Source organism: Terriglobus saanensis SP1PR4, assembly GCF_000179915.2.
In the GTDB taxonomy this organism is placed as follows: Bacteria; Acidobacteriota; Terriglobia; order Terriglobales; family Acidobacteriaceae; genus Terriglobus; species Terriglobus saanensis.
In genome coordinates this window covers 2886384-2902858 of sequence record NC_014963.1, presented here as the reverse complement: position 1 = coordinate 2902858, position 16475 = coordinate 2886384, and the positions used below count along the sequence as shown (strand labels likewise).

The following is a 16475-nucleotide window of genomic DNA, read 5'->3' as shown; positions in this document are numbered from 1 at the left end:
TGACGCCATGCTGAATATCTCGAAGCCACTCTCCGCCAGCCAGGCACAGACCTACCACGCCAAGGAGTTCACCGCCGCCGAGCAGAACTACTGGAAGCAAGGCGACACCATACAGGGTGAATGGCATGGAAAGCTGGCCGATGAATTTGGTTTGTCGGGACCCGTAGGCGCAGCGGAGTTTACCCGTCTATCCGAAGGCCAGCACCCGGAGACCGGCAAGCAGTTGGTTTCGCATCACGTCGTTCATGAATACAAGAACGCGGATGGGAAAGTGGTATCTCCCGTCGAGCACCGTGCCGGATGGGACGCTACCTTTTCCGCCCCGAAGTCCATCTCTCTTACCGCGCTTGTCGGGGGCGATGACCGCGTGCGCGAAGCACACCGTGAAGCCGTAAACGTGGCTTTGAATGAGTTGGAGCGGTATACGCAGGCCCGCATCGGCGGCAACAATCCTGCCGAGACGACCGGAAAGCTTGCGGCCGCAAAGTTCGAGCATGACACCGCCCGCCCGGTAGATGGCTACGCTGCTCCTCAGCTCCACACCCATGTCGTCGTGTTCAATATGACAGAACGCGACAGCGGCAATATGCGAGCCTTGCAGCCGCATTCTCTGTTTGAAAGCCAGCAGTTCGCTACTGCCGTCTATCAATCCCACCTCACGTACAAGTTGCGCGATCTCGGTTATGAAATCGAAGCGGGCAAGAGCGGCGCACCAGACATAAGGGGCTACACAGCGGACTACCTTGAGGCATCCAGCCCACGCCGCCAGCAGATCGAAGAGGCGCTAAGCCGCAGTGGTTTCACCGGCCCGGAGGCCGCGCAGATCGCGGCACACAACACCCGCGATAAGAAGGTCATCCTGTCTCCCGATGAAGTCCTGGCCGCGCATAAACAGATTGCCGACGAGTTCGGCAACCAGGCGGACAGGGTTGTGGCCGAGGCGCGGCAGCGGCGGATGGAACAGACACAAGAGCGCCTTCCAAACGAAAGGCACCAGCAAGTACGGGAGGCTGTCACCTTCGCCCGCGATAAAGGGTTCGAGCGTGAGGCCGTCGTAGACGAACGTGCTCTCTACGTGGATGCGTTGCGTCGAGGCATGGGCGAGATGACCTATCCGGAGGTCCGCGCCAGCTTCGAGGCGCGTGTTGCCTCCGGCGAGTTCAAAGCAGTTCTCGCAAACGCGCATGATGCCGGGCGCAGGTTCACCACCGCGGCGACCATCAAGGCTGAAAATGAAATCGTTCAGAAGGTTCAGGACGGACGGAGCCGAGCGCCGCAGATCATGGCGATTGAGAGCGCAGTCCCGCTCGTGGACTCGCGCCCTCATTTCAATCCCGCTCAAAAGAGAGTTGTCGAGGAAGTTCTTACATCGTATGACCGGGTGCAAGGACTACAGGGGCGGGCCGGATCGGGTAAGACCTCAGTTTTGGCGATCATACGCGAAGGAGCCGAGCAGAATGGCTACGCCGTCGAAGGTTTTGCACCGACATCGCGTGCTGCGAAGCAGCTCCGTGACGCTGGTCTTAGGGCTGACACCTTGCAGCGTTTCCTCGCGGGCGGCGGTCTGCAGGCCGCCAGCGATCCCGCAAATAAGCACCTTTATATGGTTGATGAATCCTCTCTGGCATCGACGCAACAGATGCGCGACTTCCTGAATAAGATTGCTCCGCAGGATAAGGTTCTGCTGATTGGCGACACGCGCCAGCATCAGGGTGTCGATGCGGGCAAGCCCTTCGAGCAGTTGCAAGAGGCGGGCATGAGAACCGCGCAGCTTGACCAGATCATGCGCCAGAAGGACGCTGGACTGCTGAAAGCCGTCGAGCATCTGTCCAACAATGAAACCGCTCTCGGTGTCGAGATGCTTTCGCAGCAGGGACGCATTACCGAAATCGTTGACCCGGAGCAACGTGTCGCGGCCATCGCGAAAGAGTATGCCTCGCATCCTGAAAACACACTTATCGTCTCACCCGACAACGCCTCGCGCCGCGCCATCAACCAGGCGGTGCGGCAGAAGTTGCAGACCCTTGGCGTCGTGGACGGCAAAGACCATTCCATGCGCGTGCTTATACCGCGCAACGATATGACCGGAGCCGACCGCGAGTGGGCTGCACGCTATCAGCCCGGGGACGTTCTCCATTACGTTCGCGGCAGCAAAGAGCATGGCATCGAGGCCAAAAGCTATGCCCAGGTCGTCACGACGAATCCGGCTGAAAACCTTGTTACCGTGCGGAAAGAAGACGGCCAACAAGTGAGCTACGACCCGGCACGGTTGCGTGGCATCGCCGCTTACCGCCAGATCGAGCGTGAATTTTCTATTGGAGACAAAATCCAATTCACGGCTCCTCAAAGGGACTTGCAGGTTGCCAATCGAGATCTCGGCACCATCCAGAGCATCGGAGACGACCGAAAGTTCAACGTCCGGATGGATGGCACGAAAGACAGAGTTGTGCGCTTCGATGCGAACGAGATGCGGCACTTCGATCATGGCTACGCCGTGACTTCGCATAGCTCACAGGGCCTCACTTCAGAACGCGTGCTGGTGAACATGGATACTGGCGTTCATCCCGAATTGATAAACAGCAGGTTTGCATATGTATCTGTCTCTCGCGCCTCGCACAATGCGCATATCTACACCAACGATGCTGTTAATCTCGCGCGGACTTTGAGCCACGATGCGTCGAAGACCTCGGCACTGGACGTCCTACGCGCACAACCTCCTGTTCCGAGCGCTCTTAAAGAGCAAGGAAAGATCATCACGAACAATTCCGGTCCTGGGCTTGGTTTGGCAATCTGACCTAAGTCTGTTCTGGGCTATTCAGGGTATCAAGAGCGACACTTCTGCCGAGTCGACCGAGATCCCGGATGGCTAGAATTTCCCGTAAACTAAAGGATCAAATCGAGAAACGATGCCACAACGTACATTCTTCGAGGAACGCACAGTGCAGCACGATCCAGGCGGCAAAGTCCGTCGTTCGCTCGCCCTCGGTGTCAGAGGAGCGGCCTTATTCGGCGGCGACCAAAAGCAATACCGCTACGTCTTGCGACGCACTTGGAATATTCATCTTCCCGCGTTCATGTTCCTGATGATGAATCCCTCTACGGCAGACACCTCTGTCGATGACCCTACGGTGGCACGATGCCAAGCCTTCGCTCGAAAATGGGGTGGTGGCAGCCTTTATGTGACGAACACCTTCGCTTATCGAGCAACCGATCCGCGCGACCTTCTAGCCGCGCCTGATCCTGTCGGGCCTGAAAACGATAGGCATATCTTGGCCACGGCTTATCGCGTGAGCAGAATCATTATTGCCTATGGCCAGCCCCACCGAGCCCTGCGGCAGAGGGGCCTCGACGTATGCGCACTGTTGCGAGGCAATGGGCATAAACTTCATGCCCTGAAGCTCAATGCTGATGGCTCCCCAAGGCATCCTTTGTACATCAACGGCGAAGCAGAGCCCTTCGTGATTTAGAAAACGAACCTACTGCACGGAACGGCGAAATACCGTTTGACTCTTTGCATCCTCGATGGTACGATTTTCCTACATCACGGAAGGATTTTCGGACAATGCAAATCGCGATCAATTCGACGGCGGATATCGAAGCTCTTCTGATCAAACTCATCAAGGAAGGTAATCCTGAAACGCCAGCAGAAGTTGTGGAATCGAAGACTGTCCCGTTCAAAGACATTAAGGGCTTCGATAGTCTGTCGGCACTCGAAATCCTCACAGAACTGGAAGAGGAGACCGGAATTCATGTTGAGGATGACATCTTCTACGTCGACGTAAAACCCAAGAAGTTCCGCTCGATTCAGGAAACCGCATCAGCGATATGGGCAACACTCCAGAAGGGAGGAAAACAACATGCCTGAAAATACCGATCTTCCAGGGCTCGGCCAGAGGCTCCGGCAAGCGCGGGAGGATGCAGGGCTTTCACAAGCGCAGGCTGCCAAGCTGCTAGGGCTTCATCGCCCGGCAATTTCCGAGATCGAAACCGAGGGTCGCAAAGTCTCTGCCGGTGAGCTCAAGAACTTCGCTTCTCTGTACCACGTGTCCACCGCATGGCTTCTAGGAGAGCCCGTGCAGTCGAACGAACAATTGAAAATGGCAGCAAGAAACCTGGAATCGCTCAAAGCTAAAGACCTTGAAACCGTAATGCGAGTCATAGATTCTTTCCGACGCGAGTAAACCAATATGCTCACGAAGCTCAAGACCGAGGTGGCCCGTCGTGCGTTGTCAGCACGACAGCGCTTCGGATTTTCTCTGGATTCACCGTGCGATGTGTATGAGCTGATCTCCAAGTACGGCTTGGCGCTTCGCTTCACCAATATCTCCACTCTCGACGGTCTGTACTTGAACGACGGCCTTCTCGGCTCGATTAATATCTCGGCCCTTCGGCCTTCTGGTCACCAGCACTTCACGGCAGCTCACGAACTCGGACACTTTCTGCTCGGCCACGGAGCGCATCTCGACGAGAAGATCGAGGACATGGAGAGTAATTCGACGGAAGAGACGATGGCCGACACGTTCGCGCGCCACCTGCTCATGCCGAAGCGGGCCGTCCTGAGCGGGTTTCGGAGTTTGGGCATGACACCGGCTGATGCCAATCCGGAACAATACTATGCCGTGGCCTCATGGCTAGGTGTCGGCTATACGACCCTGATCCAGCATACGCGTTGGACACTTGGACTCATCGACAGCGCTCAGCTTCATCAACTCACCTTGAAGAGTCCCCAGCAGATCAAGCGGAGACAGGTTCCGTCCGTATCGTGGACCGGTCGCAAAGAACTATGGCCTCTAGCCGGCTGGTGGAACGGGGCGAATGTGCATCTTCAAGTTGGGGATGTGGTGACAGGTCTCGTGTCTCCATCCTTGGATCATTTCGACATAGGTGACGGGTGCGCCATTGCGACCAGCGTCGGCCAGATATCCGCAACCGTCTTCGGGAGCGCCACCGTCAATCTCAACATCGCAAAGACCGACTATGTTGGGATGTATCAATATCGATATCTTGAGGAACCGATTGATGCCTGAGATTACTGAACAATCCCTGTCGCGAGCGTGGCTTCGTGCCATCGCGCTCGCGAATGCGAGTCCACGCAAGGAAGTCTCGACCCTTGTCGTCAATCTGGAGAACCTCGCGGGCGGAGTACCTGTTGAGGACGGGCCAATCCGGAGCAAGCTCGACGAAGCGTTGGAGAGCAACGGGAATTTTTCGGTGGCGACCGTGGCGAATACCATCTTCCCCTCGTCGCTCATAAAACCCGATGAGCCTCGTCACAAGTTCTTCGAGCGATACTTGCGAGTCTGGCCGCGGATTAATGCGATCCAACAGAACCGGCGGGGAACTTATTTTCAGCGCCTCATTGCATACCCTCATCCAGGGAACGGAGCTTTCAATCAACTGGATTTCGTAATCTCTGCATATCGCGGAGGCACCAAAAGGAGGTCCGCGCTCCAGTGTGCCATCCTGGCACCGTCAGTCGATCTGAATGCAACGCCGTTTCAAGGTTTTCCGTGTATGCAGCAGGTCGCCTTCCTGCCTGAAGGTGACAATGGTCTGCGCATCTCGGCGCTCTATCCCATGCACTATCTTTGGGCGCGGGCCTACGGTAATTACCTGGGTCTGCTCAATCTTGGCCAATTTATGGCCAGAGAAATGGGGCTTGAGCTGACCGCGCTCACTTGTGTTGCACTTGTTGCAAAGCTGGACAAACCGAACTTGATCCTGCCGTTCAAGGGAGACATCGATGCGCTTTGAGGACTACCAGAAGCGAGCTATGGATACAAACAGGCTCGGATCACACAACCCACTCACAGTCGCGCTCTACGGGTTGGCTGGCGAAACAGGCTCCATCCATACCCTATACAAGAAGCGGCTTCGCGATGGTGATCGCTTCACCGGATTCCAGGACAGGGTAAAGGAAGAGCTCGGAGACATCTTGTGGTATCTCACCGCTATTGCGAGTCTCGAAGGGCTCTCGCTTCATGAAATAGCTGTGCAAAATATTGAGAAGACCACATCACGCTGGCTGCCAACAGGCGAGGATGACTGGGTCGATTTCGATGAGCATTTTCCTCCGAACGAACAGCTTCCGCGCAAGTTCACTGCCCAGTTCGTAGCCTCGGTGGAGGATGATATCTCGAAGGTTGAAGTGTTGATCAACGGTGAGAGACTCGGTGCGAAGCTTAACGACAATTCCTATGTCCCCGACGGGTATCGCTTCCACGACATCTTCCATATGACCTGCGTCGCCCTCTTAGGTTGGTCACCCGTTGTGCGAGCGCTGCTGAAACGTAAGCGGAAGAGCGACAAAGAGACTGACGAGGTCGAGGACGGCGGACGTGCCATCGTCATCGACGAAGCCTTAGTGGCACTTGTGTTCGCGTATGCAACTCGTCACACCTATCTGGATGAGATCAAGGTACTCGATTGGCAGTTACTCGATCTATGTCACGAACTCACGTCATCGTTTGAAGTAGGAAAGCGTTCCCTTTACGAGTGGGAACAGACGATACTGAAGACGTTCGAAATCTGGCGCAAAGTACAAACACACGGTGGCGGCTGGGTTCGCTTCGACAGAGATACCCGTAGTGTGGAGTTCTCTGTAACCGAACTGCAGATTACACCGGACCGATAGACGCACCTTAGCGGATCTTCGTCCGTTGCGAGATACCAAGCCGAACCCAATTAACTAGCGTTCAAGGCGCACCCGAAGACGCCGGGCCCGCTCCCGGAATGCCATCTCGCCGCCTTCGAGGATGTCACAGACCGACTTACGAATTGCTCCATCTTCCAAGCCCCCAGCGATATAGGTGATCGGAGGTAATCCACCCGCCGGATGTGGACCTGCATCGGCAATGATGATTTGATCCGCATCGGTGTTGACCACAAGGTTCGCATTGTGTGTGACGATGATGACTTGGCGCTTCCTCTTGGCCTCAACAAACAAGCCGACCAACTCATCGAAGACGGACTTGGGATCGAGATTTTCCTCTGGTTGGTCGATGATAAGGGGTCTGTCGTCCCCCTCATCCAGGGCCAGATATAGCAACAACAAGACAATGCCCCGCGTTCCTGGAGATAGTTTGCGGATATCTACTCTGTCGTACTCGATCTCGTAGCGAACACTGATGTGGTCTGTGCTATACAGCCAATGCGCAAACTGCTTGAGCCACGCGCGATACTCAATCTTTTGCGCTGGCGCATAGGGGGCATGCGCGAGAAAGTCCTTCCAATACTTCGTAACAAAGGTGTTCATTGCCGCTTGAATCTGGGAGGCATCCCCTCTTTCCCAAGCTGGCTTCAACTCTGCATCGGCGAGCTTGATGAGCGACCCACGCCCGCTGAACGGTCCGCTCTTCCGACGGTCAATGAGCTTTTCTTCGGCAAATTCACCCCAGGCGCCCGCATCCACGAGACGGGTGACCGCGAAGCCGAGCTTGCGCAGTGTTCCTGACGAACTCCGCAAACGGGTCAGCAGCGGCGCATACAAGGTCGTCAACTCTGCCTGTTCACTGATGATCGCTCCGATGACTTGGCCATACGAGGCTTCACGCTCCGTTTGTAGCGTCTTCCGGCGTCCCGCCGCAGCTTGAGCATCCGTCAACTTCTCTTCCAAGGTCTTCAGCAAGGTGGTTTCCTGAGAGATACGACCCGACAAGGCGGTGTATTGCTGTCGCACTGCCACATCAGCCCCGATGATCGCCTCCAGCCGAGTCATTTCGGCTTTAAGCCGCGCTAACTGCACCGTCGATAAGTCGTCGGTATCAGCAATCAAGGGCGCATTCGGGTCACCGGGCGGTGGCAGGACGCCCTGTAATTTGGCTACCTCTTGCTCTGCCCAAGTAATGTATCCGGCCAGTGCCTTATCGACATCTCCCTTATAGATAAGAAGAAAGTCGTCCCACTGCGGCGCACTCAGGCCACTGGTGGGATACCGGGCCTGGACTTGCCGCAACATCTCGGGGGACTTCGCCGACCGCATGTTGGTTACTTCATCCTGGAGCGTAAGGAAGATGCGACGTTGGTTCTGAAAGTTCTGGATTTTCGTCGTTAGCCCCTGCGCAACCTGGTTCAATTGTGCATGCCGGTTGGCCTGTGCTTCCGATCCTTTGACGATCAGTTTCGCAAGGTCAGCGGTATAGTTTTTAATCAACTCGCGTTTCTGTCCCGTTTGTAGCACCAGCCCAGCGACTACACTTTCCTTTTCCAGTTCAACGGCAATTCGGTCGGAGATGGCGGCTATCGCTTCCACTTCGCGACGCTGCGCCTGCTGAAAGCGCATCGTCCGACTTTGAAGTAGCTCTTGGAAATCCGTTGCCCCGTCACGCTGGTCCTCGCGGTGTGCCTCGAAGATAACTCGTTCGACTTCCTGAATCAGCCCTTCCGAAGCACCTTGCGAAGAACACAGCTCCTCAACAAACTGTTGCGAAAGATAACGCGCTCGTGGATACGAGAACGGCCCGTTCGCATCGCTACCATCCAGACAGCGCGAAACTGTGTCGCCTCCACCCCACGTCAGCCTCACTTTTGCTTGATCCAAGAGCGGACGAGCGCGTACTAGAAAAGATGGACTTACATTCGCGTCTCCGCTCCATCCAGTGATTGCATCGCAGCCAGCCGCAATCATGTCTGCAAGAGCTGTTTTTCCAGACCCACGAGCACCGATGATCGCGACCAGACCGGGATTCAACGGTATCGTCGGCGTAGTTGCCCATGGAGCATCCGTGAGTGTTACTTCAGAAACCACTTGCGACGGGAGTGCATGGAGCGGGGGAGCGCTTCCGACATAGGCTCTACCATCTGGGTCAATGCAAGCCTGTCTCAGTGCATCGAAGGTGAGCGCTCCCTTGATCCACGAGAACCGATCCAGCATAGGTTGCCCGACCAAGGTCGCATCATGTGCATCACTGCCATGTAGACACGGCTTACATCCGTTGTAGTCCTTACGTAACTCTTCTACAGTTTTTATCCGTAGGCCAAGCCAGAACTCCCGCTGTGCGGCACTGCTCGAAAAGATCACATGGGCGAACCGTTCGATCTCCTGACGGATCGTTGCGTCCGCAGCTTGCCGGACGCCAGACGTGCCGTCATCGGCTCCGCCTGCGACCGCAACGACGATGTTGTGCTTCGCCCAGTCGCTCTCTCCTAGAATATCTTTCAGCCGCGCGAAATTGACCTTGAACTGCGTGGCGCCATGACGAAGCGCGGCGCTGTCATCCGCAATCGACGGATCGGCCCGTCGTCCCAGTCGAATCAGTTCCTCCCGCGTACAGTCGTAGCGGTCTCCATGCGCGTTGAACTGTAGCCGGCTTAGGATGCGTCGCAGTTCCGTCAGGTGATTCGGATCTTCGGGGCTCACCACTAAATGCACATTTACGAATCCAGTCCGGGCTGCTACGTCGAGACGCATCTCCACGTTTGGAAAAATGAGCTGAACATTTGGAAGGCGTCCCAGTCGATGGTGTCGAACAACCTCTTCGTAAGTTTCCGTGATGTAGTAGTCAGTTACGCCAATCGCTTCGATCTTGGGCGTGAGAGCTTCGAGCGTTTGAAGGTAGGTCTCCCATGGATCGGAGCCGCCAAACTGATTGTTCAACACAGTGCCGGGAGCATGGATATGAGGCTCCCAACGTCTCCACTCTGAACCGCGATCAATCATCGTTTGCAATCGCTCCCTTCGCGTAAGCCGATCCGAAGGTCTTTCCAGAAGAATTAATGCGTAGTGAAACAGTGTAGTCTCCCTCATTCGGATTCCCGAACAACAAGATTCAACGACTCTCTCCAGTCTTGTTTGTTCATAAACGCAGCTTGAGGGAGGAGCTACGCTCCTCGCCTGTCTCCAGCCGCACGCGTCTTCCGCCACCCACCACAGCGGCCTGTTCCTGCCGCAACGCGACCCTGAAATTCATGTGCGCTAATGCGCACGGATAAGGCAACCAAACCTTCGCTGAGGGCGCTGCCCTGGCGCGGCGCAAGGGGTTTCCCAACAGTCTTCCGCGCTGCGCTTGTGCAGACCTTCGCTTCGCTCGTCCTCCGCTTTGCTCCGGATGGGAGATACCCCTCCCCTTGCGCCTTGCCGCCCCGCCTTCGCCAGGAGGCGTTCGGCATGTAGGTACATGCCACGCATGGCATGAAAAGCAAAAGCAACCGCAAAGGAGACAACACCATGAGCAGCACAGCCACCACCAACAACACCGACCAGCAGCAGCCCAAGACGGCGAAAGAAGTAATCGCCGCCAACGTCCAAAGCCTCATCGAGCAGCTAGAGGCGGGACACAGCGATGCACTCACGGCTTATCTGAACGCGATGAGCCGATTTCATAACTACAGCCTTGGAAACATTCTGGAGATTGCACGGCAGAAGCCCGACGCGACCAGAGTAGCCGGGTTCTGGAAGTGGAAGGAGCTAGGCCGCTCCGTGAAGAAGGGCGAGAAAGGCATCCGCATCCTTGCCCCCATCGTCGGCATCCAGCGCAAGAAGAAGGAAGAGGCCGAGAAGGACATCACCAAACAGAATGTGCCTGTATTGGTTGGCTTTCGTTCGGCGTATGTCTTCGATGTCACGCAGACCGAAGGTGCAAAGCTTCCGGCCATGCGCGAGATTAGCGGCGATGTAGGGGAGAACCGCGACCGCCTTGTTTCCTTCATCAAGCGTCAGGGCATCGAGCTTGTCTTTACCGAGCGCATCGCGCCCGCGCTTGGCATGAGCTACGGCGGACGCATCGCCATCCTCCCCGGACAGTCGAAGGCCGAGGAGTTTTCGACGCTTGTTCACGAGCTCGCACATGAGATGTTGCACAAGGCCGAACGGCGCACGGCAACCACCAAGACGGTACGTGAGACGGAGGCGGAAGCTATCGCGTTTGTCATCGGCAAAGCCGTAGGGCTGGAGACGGGCAGCGCATCCGCTGACTATATCCACCTGTACCACGGCAACGCATCGTTACTGGCCGAATCGCTTGAAGTCATCCAGCAGACCTCCGCTGTCATCCTTGCCGCGTTGGAATCGTCCGTAGTCGAAGAGACGATGCCCGATGCAGAACTGGCACGGGTGGCGTAATGAAAACCATCCTCGCAATCCTCAAACAGGCCGGAGGGTGGCACCACGGCTTATCCCTCAAGATCGAGAACCCGCCCTATATGGCGTTGGTGATCGAGGCGACTGACGAATCCGGCCCGTGTGGGCTTCCCGTCCTCTCTGTCTGTCACTACGGCGAACGGAACGGCGACCTCATGCGCGACCCGGAGATGTGTTTCGAGCTTGGCCTTGCGGGAGGGGCGCACCTGAACCCTTTCTATTACCGCAATGACTACCTCGGGGTGGAGCAGTGGAGCCGCACCATCGTCCGCGACCACTACGTGTACCTCACCAGCTTGCACGATCAGCACGAGCGATTCGCCAAGCAGTGGGACAACAACCTGCGCTTGCAGGGCTTCGCGGAAGCCTTTGCAAAGCAACAGACCCCACGCGCCTAAACCGTTCTCCCTCCACGGAGCGGACACAAGGCAGCGCGACCGCTCCACAACCCCCATGCAGCGCAACCGCTCAAAAGGAGCCATCACCATGAACACCGCTATCGTCAACGCCTCCGAGTACCGCGACCTTCCCCTCGCCATGCTTACCGAATCCACCACCAACCCGCGCCGCACCTTCGAGGACGATGCCCTGAAAGAGCTTGCCGAGAGCATCCGCATCCAGGGCGTTCTCTCGCCCTTGCTCGTGCGGCCTCTCACCGAACAGGGCTTTGAGATCGTCTTCGGTGCACGGCGTTACCGCGCCGCGCGGATGGCCGAAGTTGCCACCATCCCCGTCCGCATCAAGCATCTCACCGACGCCGAAGCATTGGAGGCGCAGTTGGTGGAAAACCTTCAGCGTCGCGATGTTCACCCGCTGGAAGAGGCGCAGGGCTTCCGTGCGCTCCTCAACTTGGAAGAGCCAAAGTACAGCATCGAGCAGCTTGCCGCTAAGACGGGCAAGAGTCCGGTGTATGTGGCGACTCGGCTCAAGTTGACCGAGCTAACGCAGAACGTCGTGGATGCGTTCTACCGCGACGAGATCGGCGTCGGCCATGCGCTCTTGCTGGCGAAGCTCCAACCCGCGCAGCAGGAACAGGCACTCGCCGCTTGCTTCAAAGAGGATTGGAGCGCGGGTGGACGGAAGGCCAAACGCATCTTGCTCCCCGTTCGCAGTCTGCATTTCTGGATTGAGACGAATATTCTGCTTATCCTCAAACTTGCGCCGTTCGACAAACGCGATGCGCAACTTGTGCCAGCGGCGGGCAGTTGCCTCGACTGCCCCAAGCGAACAGGACACAACAAGCTCCTGTTTCTGGATATGGGCAAGCAGGACGCTTGCACCGACCCCACTTGCTATCAGGGGAAGGTCGATGCTCATGTTGCCAAGTCCCTTGCGGCTAAGCCCGAGCTCGTGCAAATCAGCACAGCCTATGGACAGCAGAAGGAAGGCAGCGCAACCTTGCCGCGCAACAAGTACGTCGAAGTCCGTCCCGATAAGCCCACCAGCAAAGAAGAGGCGACCCGACCGGAGTTCAAGACGTGCACGTACACCACCGAAGCTATCGTGTCCGAAGGCATCGACAAGGGCGAGATTCGCAAGGTATGCACGGAGCCAACCTGCCCGGTGCATCACCCCAAGGCACGTTCGCAAAAGGTCGCGGATGACCCCAAGGCGAAGGCGCAGGAGGAGCGGCAGCGTAGGGAGGTTGCGATTGCCAACACCACTGGCATCCGTACCCTTGCCGCCATCGCGGAAGCCGTTCCGGTGCGGTTGATGAAACGTGACTTGCTCTTCGTTGCCGAGCGGCTTGCTTCTTTGCTGGACGAAAACCGCCTGTCCATCGTCGCCCGAAGGTACGGCATCAAGAAGGCCAAACACACCGACTCTCTCGGGAAGCTATTTGCCGCCTATCTCCGTCGCGCTGAGGAGAGCGTGTTGGGCAGTATCTTGGTCGAAACCACCATCCTCAACATGAGCACTCGGCATAACCCCGCTCAGGTGCTTCACGAAGCCGCAACCGTGTACAAGGTGGATACCAACGCCATCGCTCTCAAGGTTAAGCAGGAGTTCGCGGCGAAAGAGAAAGCGAAGAAGGCAGCGCAACCAGCCGCCAAGGTCGCGAAGAAAGCTGCTTAGCTGCGGCAGTCACAAGGGCGGCGGCGAACCGCCGCCCTTCGCTTGCGTTGTGTACGCCGCAAAACGGCGGCAGGGAGACACCTGGCTGGTTTCTCCCTGCACCCATTTCCAGCTTCCTTCCGGCCTTTCGCCCGCCGGCTGCGCGGCAAGGAGTCAAGTTCCTCCTCCTTGCATTCTTTCCCTCTATTGCCTGCGGCGCTCGTCTACCCGAATGTCGGCTTCTCGGAAGCAATCTTCACGTCGGTGAGCGCATTTGCTATTTCGCATCAATCCAGGATCATTCTTGACGAGATGAGCGCTTCTTGGGATTTGAAGGTCAACTGAGCAAATTGCTTTCCAGAAAAACAACCAGCTTCCTGTTAAGAAAGCAAAAGCGAAGCTCTTCAGTGGCAACACGAGGATCTTCCGATACCACCAGCGCATGATCGAACTGGGTAGCAGCCTCACACTCTCTCTGCATCTTCCCTCTGCTGCGCCTGCGTCAGAGACGCGCGGCAATAGCATCTCGCGACGAAGGTCATAACGCGCTCCCCGCATCCGTTACCCTCCCACTCGATTTCAAGGCGCGTATATCGCGGATCGGAGGCAGTCCGAAGCAACGGCGGTACTCTCGGCTGAATTGGCTAATGCTTTCATACCCGACCTCGTACGCAGCTGTCGTCGCATCCAGACCGTCCATCAACATGCGTTCTCTCGCAGTCTGAAGCCGAAGCATCTTTTGATATTGCAGAGGGCTCATTGAGGTTAGCGCGCGGAACTGATGATGAAGCGTCGAGACGCCCATGCGTGCTGTGTCAGCCAGTTCTTCTACATGAAGCGGCTTGGTGAAATTAGCACGCAACCAAGAGATTGCTCGGGCGGTTCGTTGTGTCAGATCGCCGCTTGTCGCGATAGCTCGCAGGCGACCTGCTTGCGGCGTCTTCAAGAGCCTGTAGATGATTTCGCGTTGTAGCAGTGGTCCGAGGAAAGGTATGTCTTCCGGTGTCTCCAGAAGGTCGAGGAGCCTATCGCACGCACTGAGTAATCCCAGGGTCGTTTCACCGACGGCCAGACCCTGCCGATGCGTATCGCTCTTGAGTTCCGGAAGATCACGGCTGAGAACTTCTCGAACCATAGGCATGTCGAAACGCATGAACATGACCAGCAAAGGCGATTTCTCAGTGGCCTCTACGATCTGACTCTGAGCGGGCACGTCGATCGATGACAAAAGGAACGAGGACGAATCGCACACGTATTCGGTCTCACCAAGGATGATGTGCTTTTGCCCCTGCACGAAGATGCTCAGGCTCGGCTCGTATGAGGCTCGATAGCAGGGGGTCGGCTCGTCCCGGTGATAGAGCACTACTCCGGGGATGGCCGTCGTGTGCTCCCCGGCGTGGCCCGTAACCCCGGCGATACGACGCGCGAGGGCCCGCCTCGCAGTGAGCACTGCGGAGTCGATAGGTACAACGTTTTTCACCCCTGCTTGCATCGAAATCCCTTCCACATTCAGCCTAATTTGTTTTGTCACAAAGTTCGAGTCCATAGAGAATCAGGCAAACAATCGGCAGGATCGGGTAAGCAAGTATTCTGACTTCTCTCTAATGTTGAAAGTGACCGAGAGTGCGGCGCACGTTGTCGGAACTTTGCACGATCACAATCGAGAGGGATCATTATGAACATTTCATTTGAAGGTAAGGTAGCACTCGTCACGGGCGCGGCGTCAGGGCTAGGACTTGCAACAGCGAAAGCATTCGCGCGAGCCGGAGCTGCAGTCACCTTGGCGGATTGGAACGAGAAAGAAGTGCAGGTTGCCACGAAGGAACTGGCTGACCAGGGATTTAAGACATTGGCCGTTCGTTGCGACGTCTCCAACGATGAAGAAGTTGAAGCCATGGTGAAGCATACCGTCGCGACGTTTGGTCGTTTGGACGTTGCTTACAACAACGCAGGTATACAGAATGTCCTCGCCGAGACCGCCGATTCGCCCCGAGACGACTACGACCGTGTGATGGGCATTAACCTCCGCGGCGTATGGAGCTGCATGAAGTTCGAGCTGCAACAAATGCGTACACAAGGCAGCGGTGCAATCGTGAATTGCTCTTCGCTCGGAGGCCTGATCGGAGGCAATCAGCGCGGAACGTACCACGCCGCCAAGCACGGTGTGATCGGATTCACCAAGAGCGCTGCCCTTGAATATGCGACGCGCGGTATCCGCGTGAATGACGTCTGCCCAGGCATGATCCAGACGCCCATGTCGGACAAGATGATCGCGGAAGGCCAAGGCGAGGAGCTGAACAAGATGCTCGAGACGTTTGTGCCCATGAAGCGCATGGGACGCCCCGAAGAGATCGCGGATGCCGTTCTGTGGCTTTGCAGCGATGCTGCCAGCTATGTTACCGGCCAGTCGATCTCCGTCGATGGCGGCTATGTGATGCGCTAAAGAGGAAAAGTTGATGGGGCAGTTCACTTTTCACGAAGCGGTAACTCGGGCCGAACCCGTCAACGGAGCGCCAATCAATATTGATCGGCGCTCCCTGATCAAGTCTGGTATCGCGGTGAGCATCATTGCACTGTGGCATACCGAGCCCCTCGGGGCCAAGGAAGTAAAAATGTCTGAGAACAAAAAACACGGGGCAGTTGCGGGGACGCTGAACGCTGACGACGTATGGGCAGTTTCGCCGGCTCTGGCGCAATACACTGCGGGTCCGCTATTAGATGGCGTCTGGAAGCGGCCAGAACTCACGCCGCGCGACCGAAGCGTGGTCACCGTCGCCGCACTGATAGCTCGCATTCAATTGATCGAGATGCCGTACCACTTTGCGCTTGCCCTCGACAACGGAGTCAAGCCAGGTGAGCTATCGGAAATCATCACGCATCTGGCCTTCTACGCGGGATGGGCGAATGCGATGTCAGCTGTCGCAATCGCAAAGGACATCTTCCACCGGCGCGGTATCGGGGTGGACCAACTTCCGCCCGCGAAGGACAAGCTGCTGCAGTTAAACGAAGAGGCCGAGAAGCAGAGAGCCGCGCAGGTGAGCAACAACTTCGGCGCAGTCTCGCCGGGATTGGTGCAGAAAACAACTGATCTTCTGTTCCGCGATCTTTGGCTACGTCCCGCTCTCGCACCGCGTGACCGCAGTCTCGTGACGGTAAGCGCGTTGATCGCGAATGGGCAAACAGCACAGATCACGTATCACCTGGGCCGCGCAATGGATAACGGCCTCACTCAGGAACAGGCTTCTGAGGTTTTGACCCAGATTGCTTTCTACGCAGGTTGGCCCTGCGCCTTCTCGGCGTTGCCTGTGGTCAAGGACGTGTTCGAGAAGCGGCAGAAGTAGGT

14 protein-coding genes are annotated in these 16475 nt (G+C 56.8%); 12 read left to right on the top strand and 2 right to left on the bottom strand.

Annotation, left to right across the window (positions count from 1 at the left end):
* Positions 1-7 precede the first annotated feature (7 nt).
* The 7 genes from mobF to ACIPR4_RS11820 all read left to right on the top strand — a co-directional run bounded on the left by mobF (position 8) and on the right by ACIPR4_RS11820 (position 6634).
* The gene (gene mobF, locus ACIPR4_RS11850) at positions 8-2794 is read left to right on the top strand and encodes a MobF family relaxase (RefSeq protein ID WP_013568899.1); all 2787 of its coding nucleotides are present in this window, start codon (positions 8-10) and stop codon (positions 2792-2794) included.
* A 112-nt stretch (positions 2795-2906) separates the two neighbouring features.
* The gene (locus ACIPR4_RS11845; RefSeq protein WP_013568898.1) at positions 2907-3467 is read left to right on the top strand and encodes a DUF1643 domain-containing protein; all 561 of its coding nucleotides are present in this window, start codon (positions 2907-2909) and stop codon (positions 3465-3467) included.
* A 95-nt stretch (positions 3468-3562) separates the two neighbouring features.
* The gene (locus ACIPR4_RS11840; RefSeq protein WP_013568897.1) at positions 3563-3865 is read left to right on the top strand and encodes a phosphopantetheine-binding protein; all 303 of its coding nucleotides are present in this window, start codon (positions 3563-3565) and stop codon (positions 3863-3865) included.
* A complete protein-coding gene (locus tag ACIPR4_RS11835; protein ID WP_013568896.1) occupies positions 3858-4181 on the top strand; it encodes a helix-turn-helix domain-containing protein in 324 nt (107 codons plus the stop codon). Before ACIPR4_RS11840 ends, ACIPR4_RS11835 begins: the two co-directional genes overlap by 8 nt.
* 6 nt (positions 4182-4187) lie before the next feature.
* Entirely contained in the window at positions 4188-5027 is an 840-nt protein-coding gene (locus tag ACIPR4_RS11830) for an ImmA/IrrE family metallo-endopeptidase (protein ID WP_013568895.1), read from the top strand.
* On the top strand, positions 5020-5754 hold the full coding sequence (locus tag ACIPR4_RS11825; protein ID WP_013568894.1) for a thymidylate synthase family protein: 735 nt from the start codon (positions 5020-5022) through the stop codon (positions 5752-5754). The genes ACIPR4_RS11830 and ACIPR4_RS11825 overlap by 8 nt, the downstream gene beginning before the upstream one ends.
* A gap of 19 nt (positions 5755-5773) precedes the next feature.
* Complete coding sequence (locus ACIPR4_RS11820) at positions 5774-6634, top strand: nucleoside triphosphate pyrophosphohydrolase family protein (protein WP_187290168.1); 861 nt, start codon at positions 5774-5776, stop codon at positions 6632-6634.
* 54 nt (positions 6635-6688) lie between these two features.
* On the opposite strand, the gene ACIPR4_RS11815 is transcribed toward ACIPR4_RS11820, so the two are convergent.
* On the bottom strand, positions 6689-9658 hold the full coding sequence (locus ACIPR4_RS11815) for a TrlF family AAA-like ATPase (protein WP_013568892.1): 2970 nt from the start codon (positions 9656-9658) through the stop codon (positions 6689-6691).
* Positions 9659-10165: 507 nt separating this feature from the next.
* Between ACIPR4_RS11815 and ACIPR4_RS11805 the strand changes: the two genes are divergently transcribed.
* From ACIPR4_RS11805 to ACIPR4_RS11795, 3 genes are all read left to right on the top strand, one after another.
* Entirely contained in the window at positions 10166-11059 is an 894-nt protein-coding gene (locus ACIPR4_RS11805) for an ArdC family protein (RefSeq protein WP_013568891.1), read from the top strand.
* The gene (locus ACIPR4_RS11800) at positions 11059-11475 is read left to right on the top strand and encodes a DUF6908 domain-containing protein (RefSeq protein WP_013568890.1); all 417 of its coding nucleotides are present in this window, start codon (positions 11059-11061) and stop codon (positions 11473-11475) included. Before ACIPR4_RS11805 ends, ACIPR4_RS11800 begins: the two co-directional genes overlap by 1 nt.
* Positions 11476-11563: 88 nt before the next feature.
* A complete protein-coding gene (locus tag ACIPR4_RS11795; protein ID WP_013568889.1) occupies positions 11564-13153 on the top strand; it encodes a ParB/RepB/Spo0J family partition protein in 1590 nt (529 codons plus the stop codon).
* A gap of 517 nt (positions 13154-13670) precedes the next feature.
* Here ACIPR4_RS11795 and ACIPR4_RS11790 read toward each other — a convergent pair.
* The gene (locus ACIPR4_RS11790; protein WP_245536318.1) at positions 13671-14612 is read right to left on the bottom strand and encodes an AraC family transcriptional regulator; all 942 of its coding nucleotides are present in this window, start codon (positions 14610-14612) and stop codon (positions 13671-13673) included.
* Positions 14613-14807: 195 nt separating this feature from the next.
* On the opposite strand from ACIPR4_RS11790, the gene ACIPR4_RS11785 reads away from it, so the two are divergent.
* Both ACIPR4_RS11785 and ACIPR4_RS11780 read left to right on the top strand, forming a co-directional pair.
* Positions 14808-15575 carry a glucose 1-dehydrogenase gene (locus tag ACIPR4_RS11785; protein ID WP_013568887.1) on the top strand — a complete coding sequence of 256 codons (768 nt, stop codon included), beginning with the start codon at positions 14808-14810 and terminating at the stop codon, positions 15573-15575.
* 13 nt (positions 15576-15588) lie between these two features.
* Positions 15589-16473: a carboxymuconolactone decarboxylase family protein gene (locus ACIPR4_RS11780; RefSeq protein WP_013568886.1), complete on the top strand. Its 885-nt coding sequence runs from the start codon at positions 15589-15591 to the stop codon at positions 16471-16473.
* Positions 16474-16475: the final 2 nt, after the last annotated feature.

Bases quoted from the DNA above. Each gene is read 5' to 3' on its own strand.
- mobF (WP_013568899.1), top strand. From the start codon at position 8: ATGCTGAATATCTCGAAGCCACTCTCCGCCAGCCAGGCACAGACCTAC.
- ACIPR4_RS11845 (WP_013568898.1), top strand. From the start codon at position 2,907: ATGCCACAACGTACATTCTTCGAGGAACGCACAGTGCAGCACGATCCA.
- ACIPR4_RS11840 (WP_013568897.1), top strand. From the start codon at position 3,563: ATGCAAATCGCGATCAATTCGACGGCGGATATCGAAGCTCTTCTGATC.
- ACIPR4_RS11835 (WP_013568896.1), top strand. From the start codon at position 3,858: ATGCCTGAAAATACCGATCTTCCAGGGCTCGGCCAGAGGCTCCGGCAA.
- ACIPR4_RS11830 (WP_013568895.1), top strand. From the start codon at position 4,188: ATGCTCACGAAGCTCAAGACCGAGGTGGCCCGTCGTGCGTTGTCAGCA.
- ACIPR4_RS11825 (WP_013568894.1), top strand. From the start codon at position 5,020: ATGCCTGAGATTACTGAACAATCCCTGTCGCGAGCGTGGCTTCGTGCC.
- ACIPR4_RS11820 (WP_187290168.1), top strand. From the start codon at position 5,774: ATGGATACAAACAGGCTCGGATCACACAACCCACTCACAGTCGCGCTC.
- ACIPR4_RS11815 (WP_013568892.1), bottom strand. From the start codon at position 9,658: ATGATTGATCGCGGTTCAGAGTGGAGACGTTGGGAGCCTCATATCCAT.
- ACIPR4_RS11805 (WP_013568891.1), top strand. From the start codon at position 10,166: ATGAGCAGCACAGCCACCACCAACAACACCGACCAGCAGCAGCCCAAG.
- ACIPR4_RS11800 (WP_013568890.1), top strand. From the start codon at position 11,059: ATGAAAACCATCCTCGCAATCCTCAAACAGGCCGGAGGGTGGCACCAC.
- ACIPR4_RS11795 (WP_013568889.1), top strand. From the start codon at position 11,564: ATGAACACCGCTATCGTCAACGCCTCCGAGTACCGCGACCTTCCCCTC.
- ACIPR4_RS11785 (WP_013568887.1), top strand. From the start codon at position 14,808: ATGAACATTTCATTTGAAGGTAAGGTAGCACTCGTCACGGGCGCGGCG.
- ACIPR4_RS11780 (WP_013568886.1), top strand. From the start codon at position 15,589: ATGGGGCAGTTCACTTTTCACGAAGCGGTAACTCGGGCCGAACCCGTC.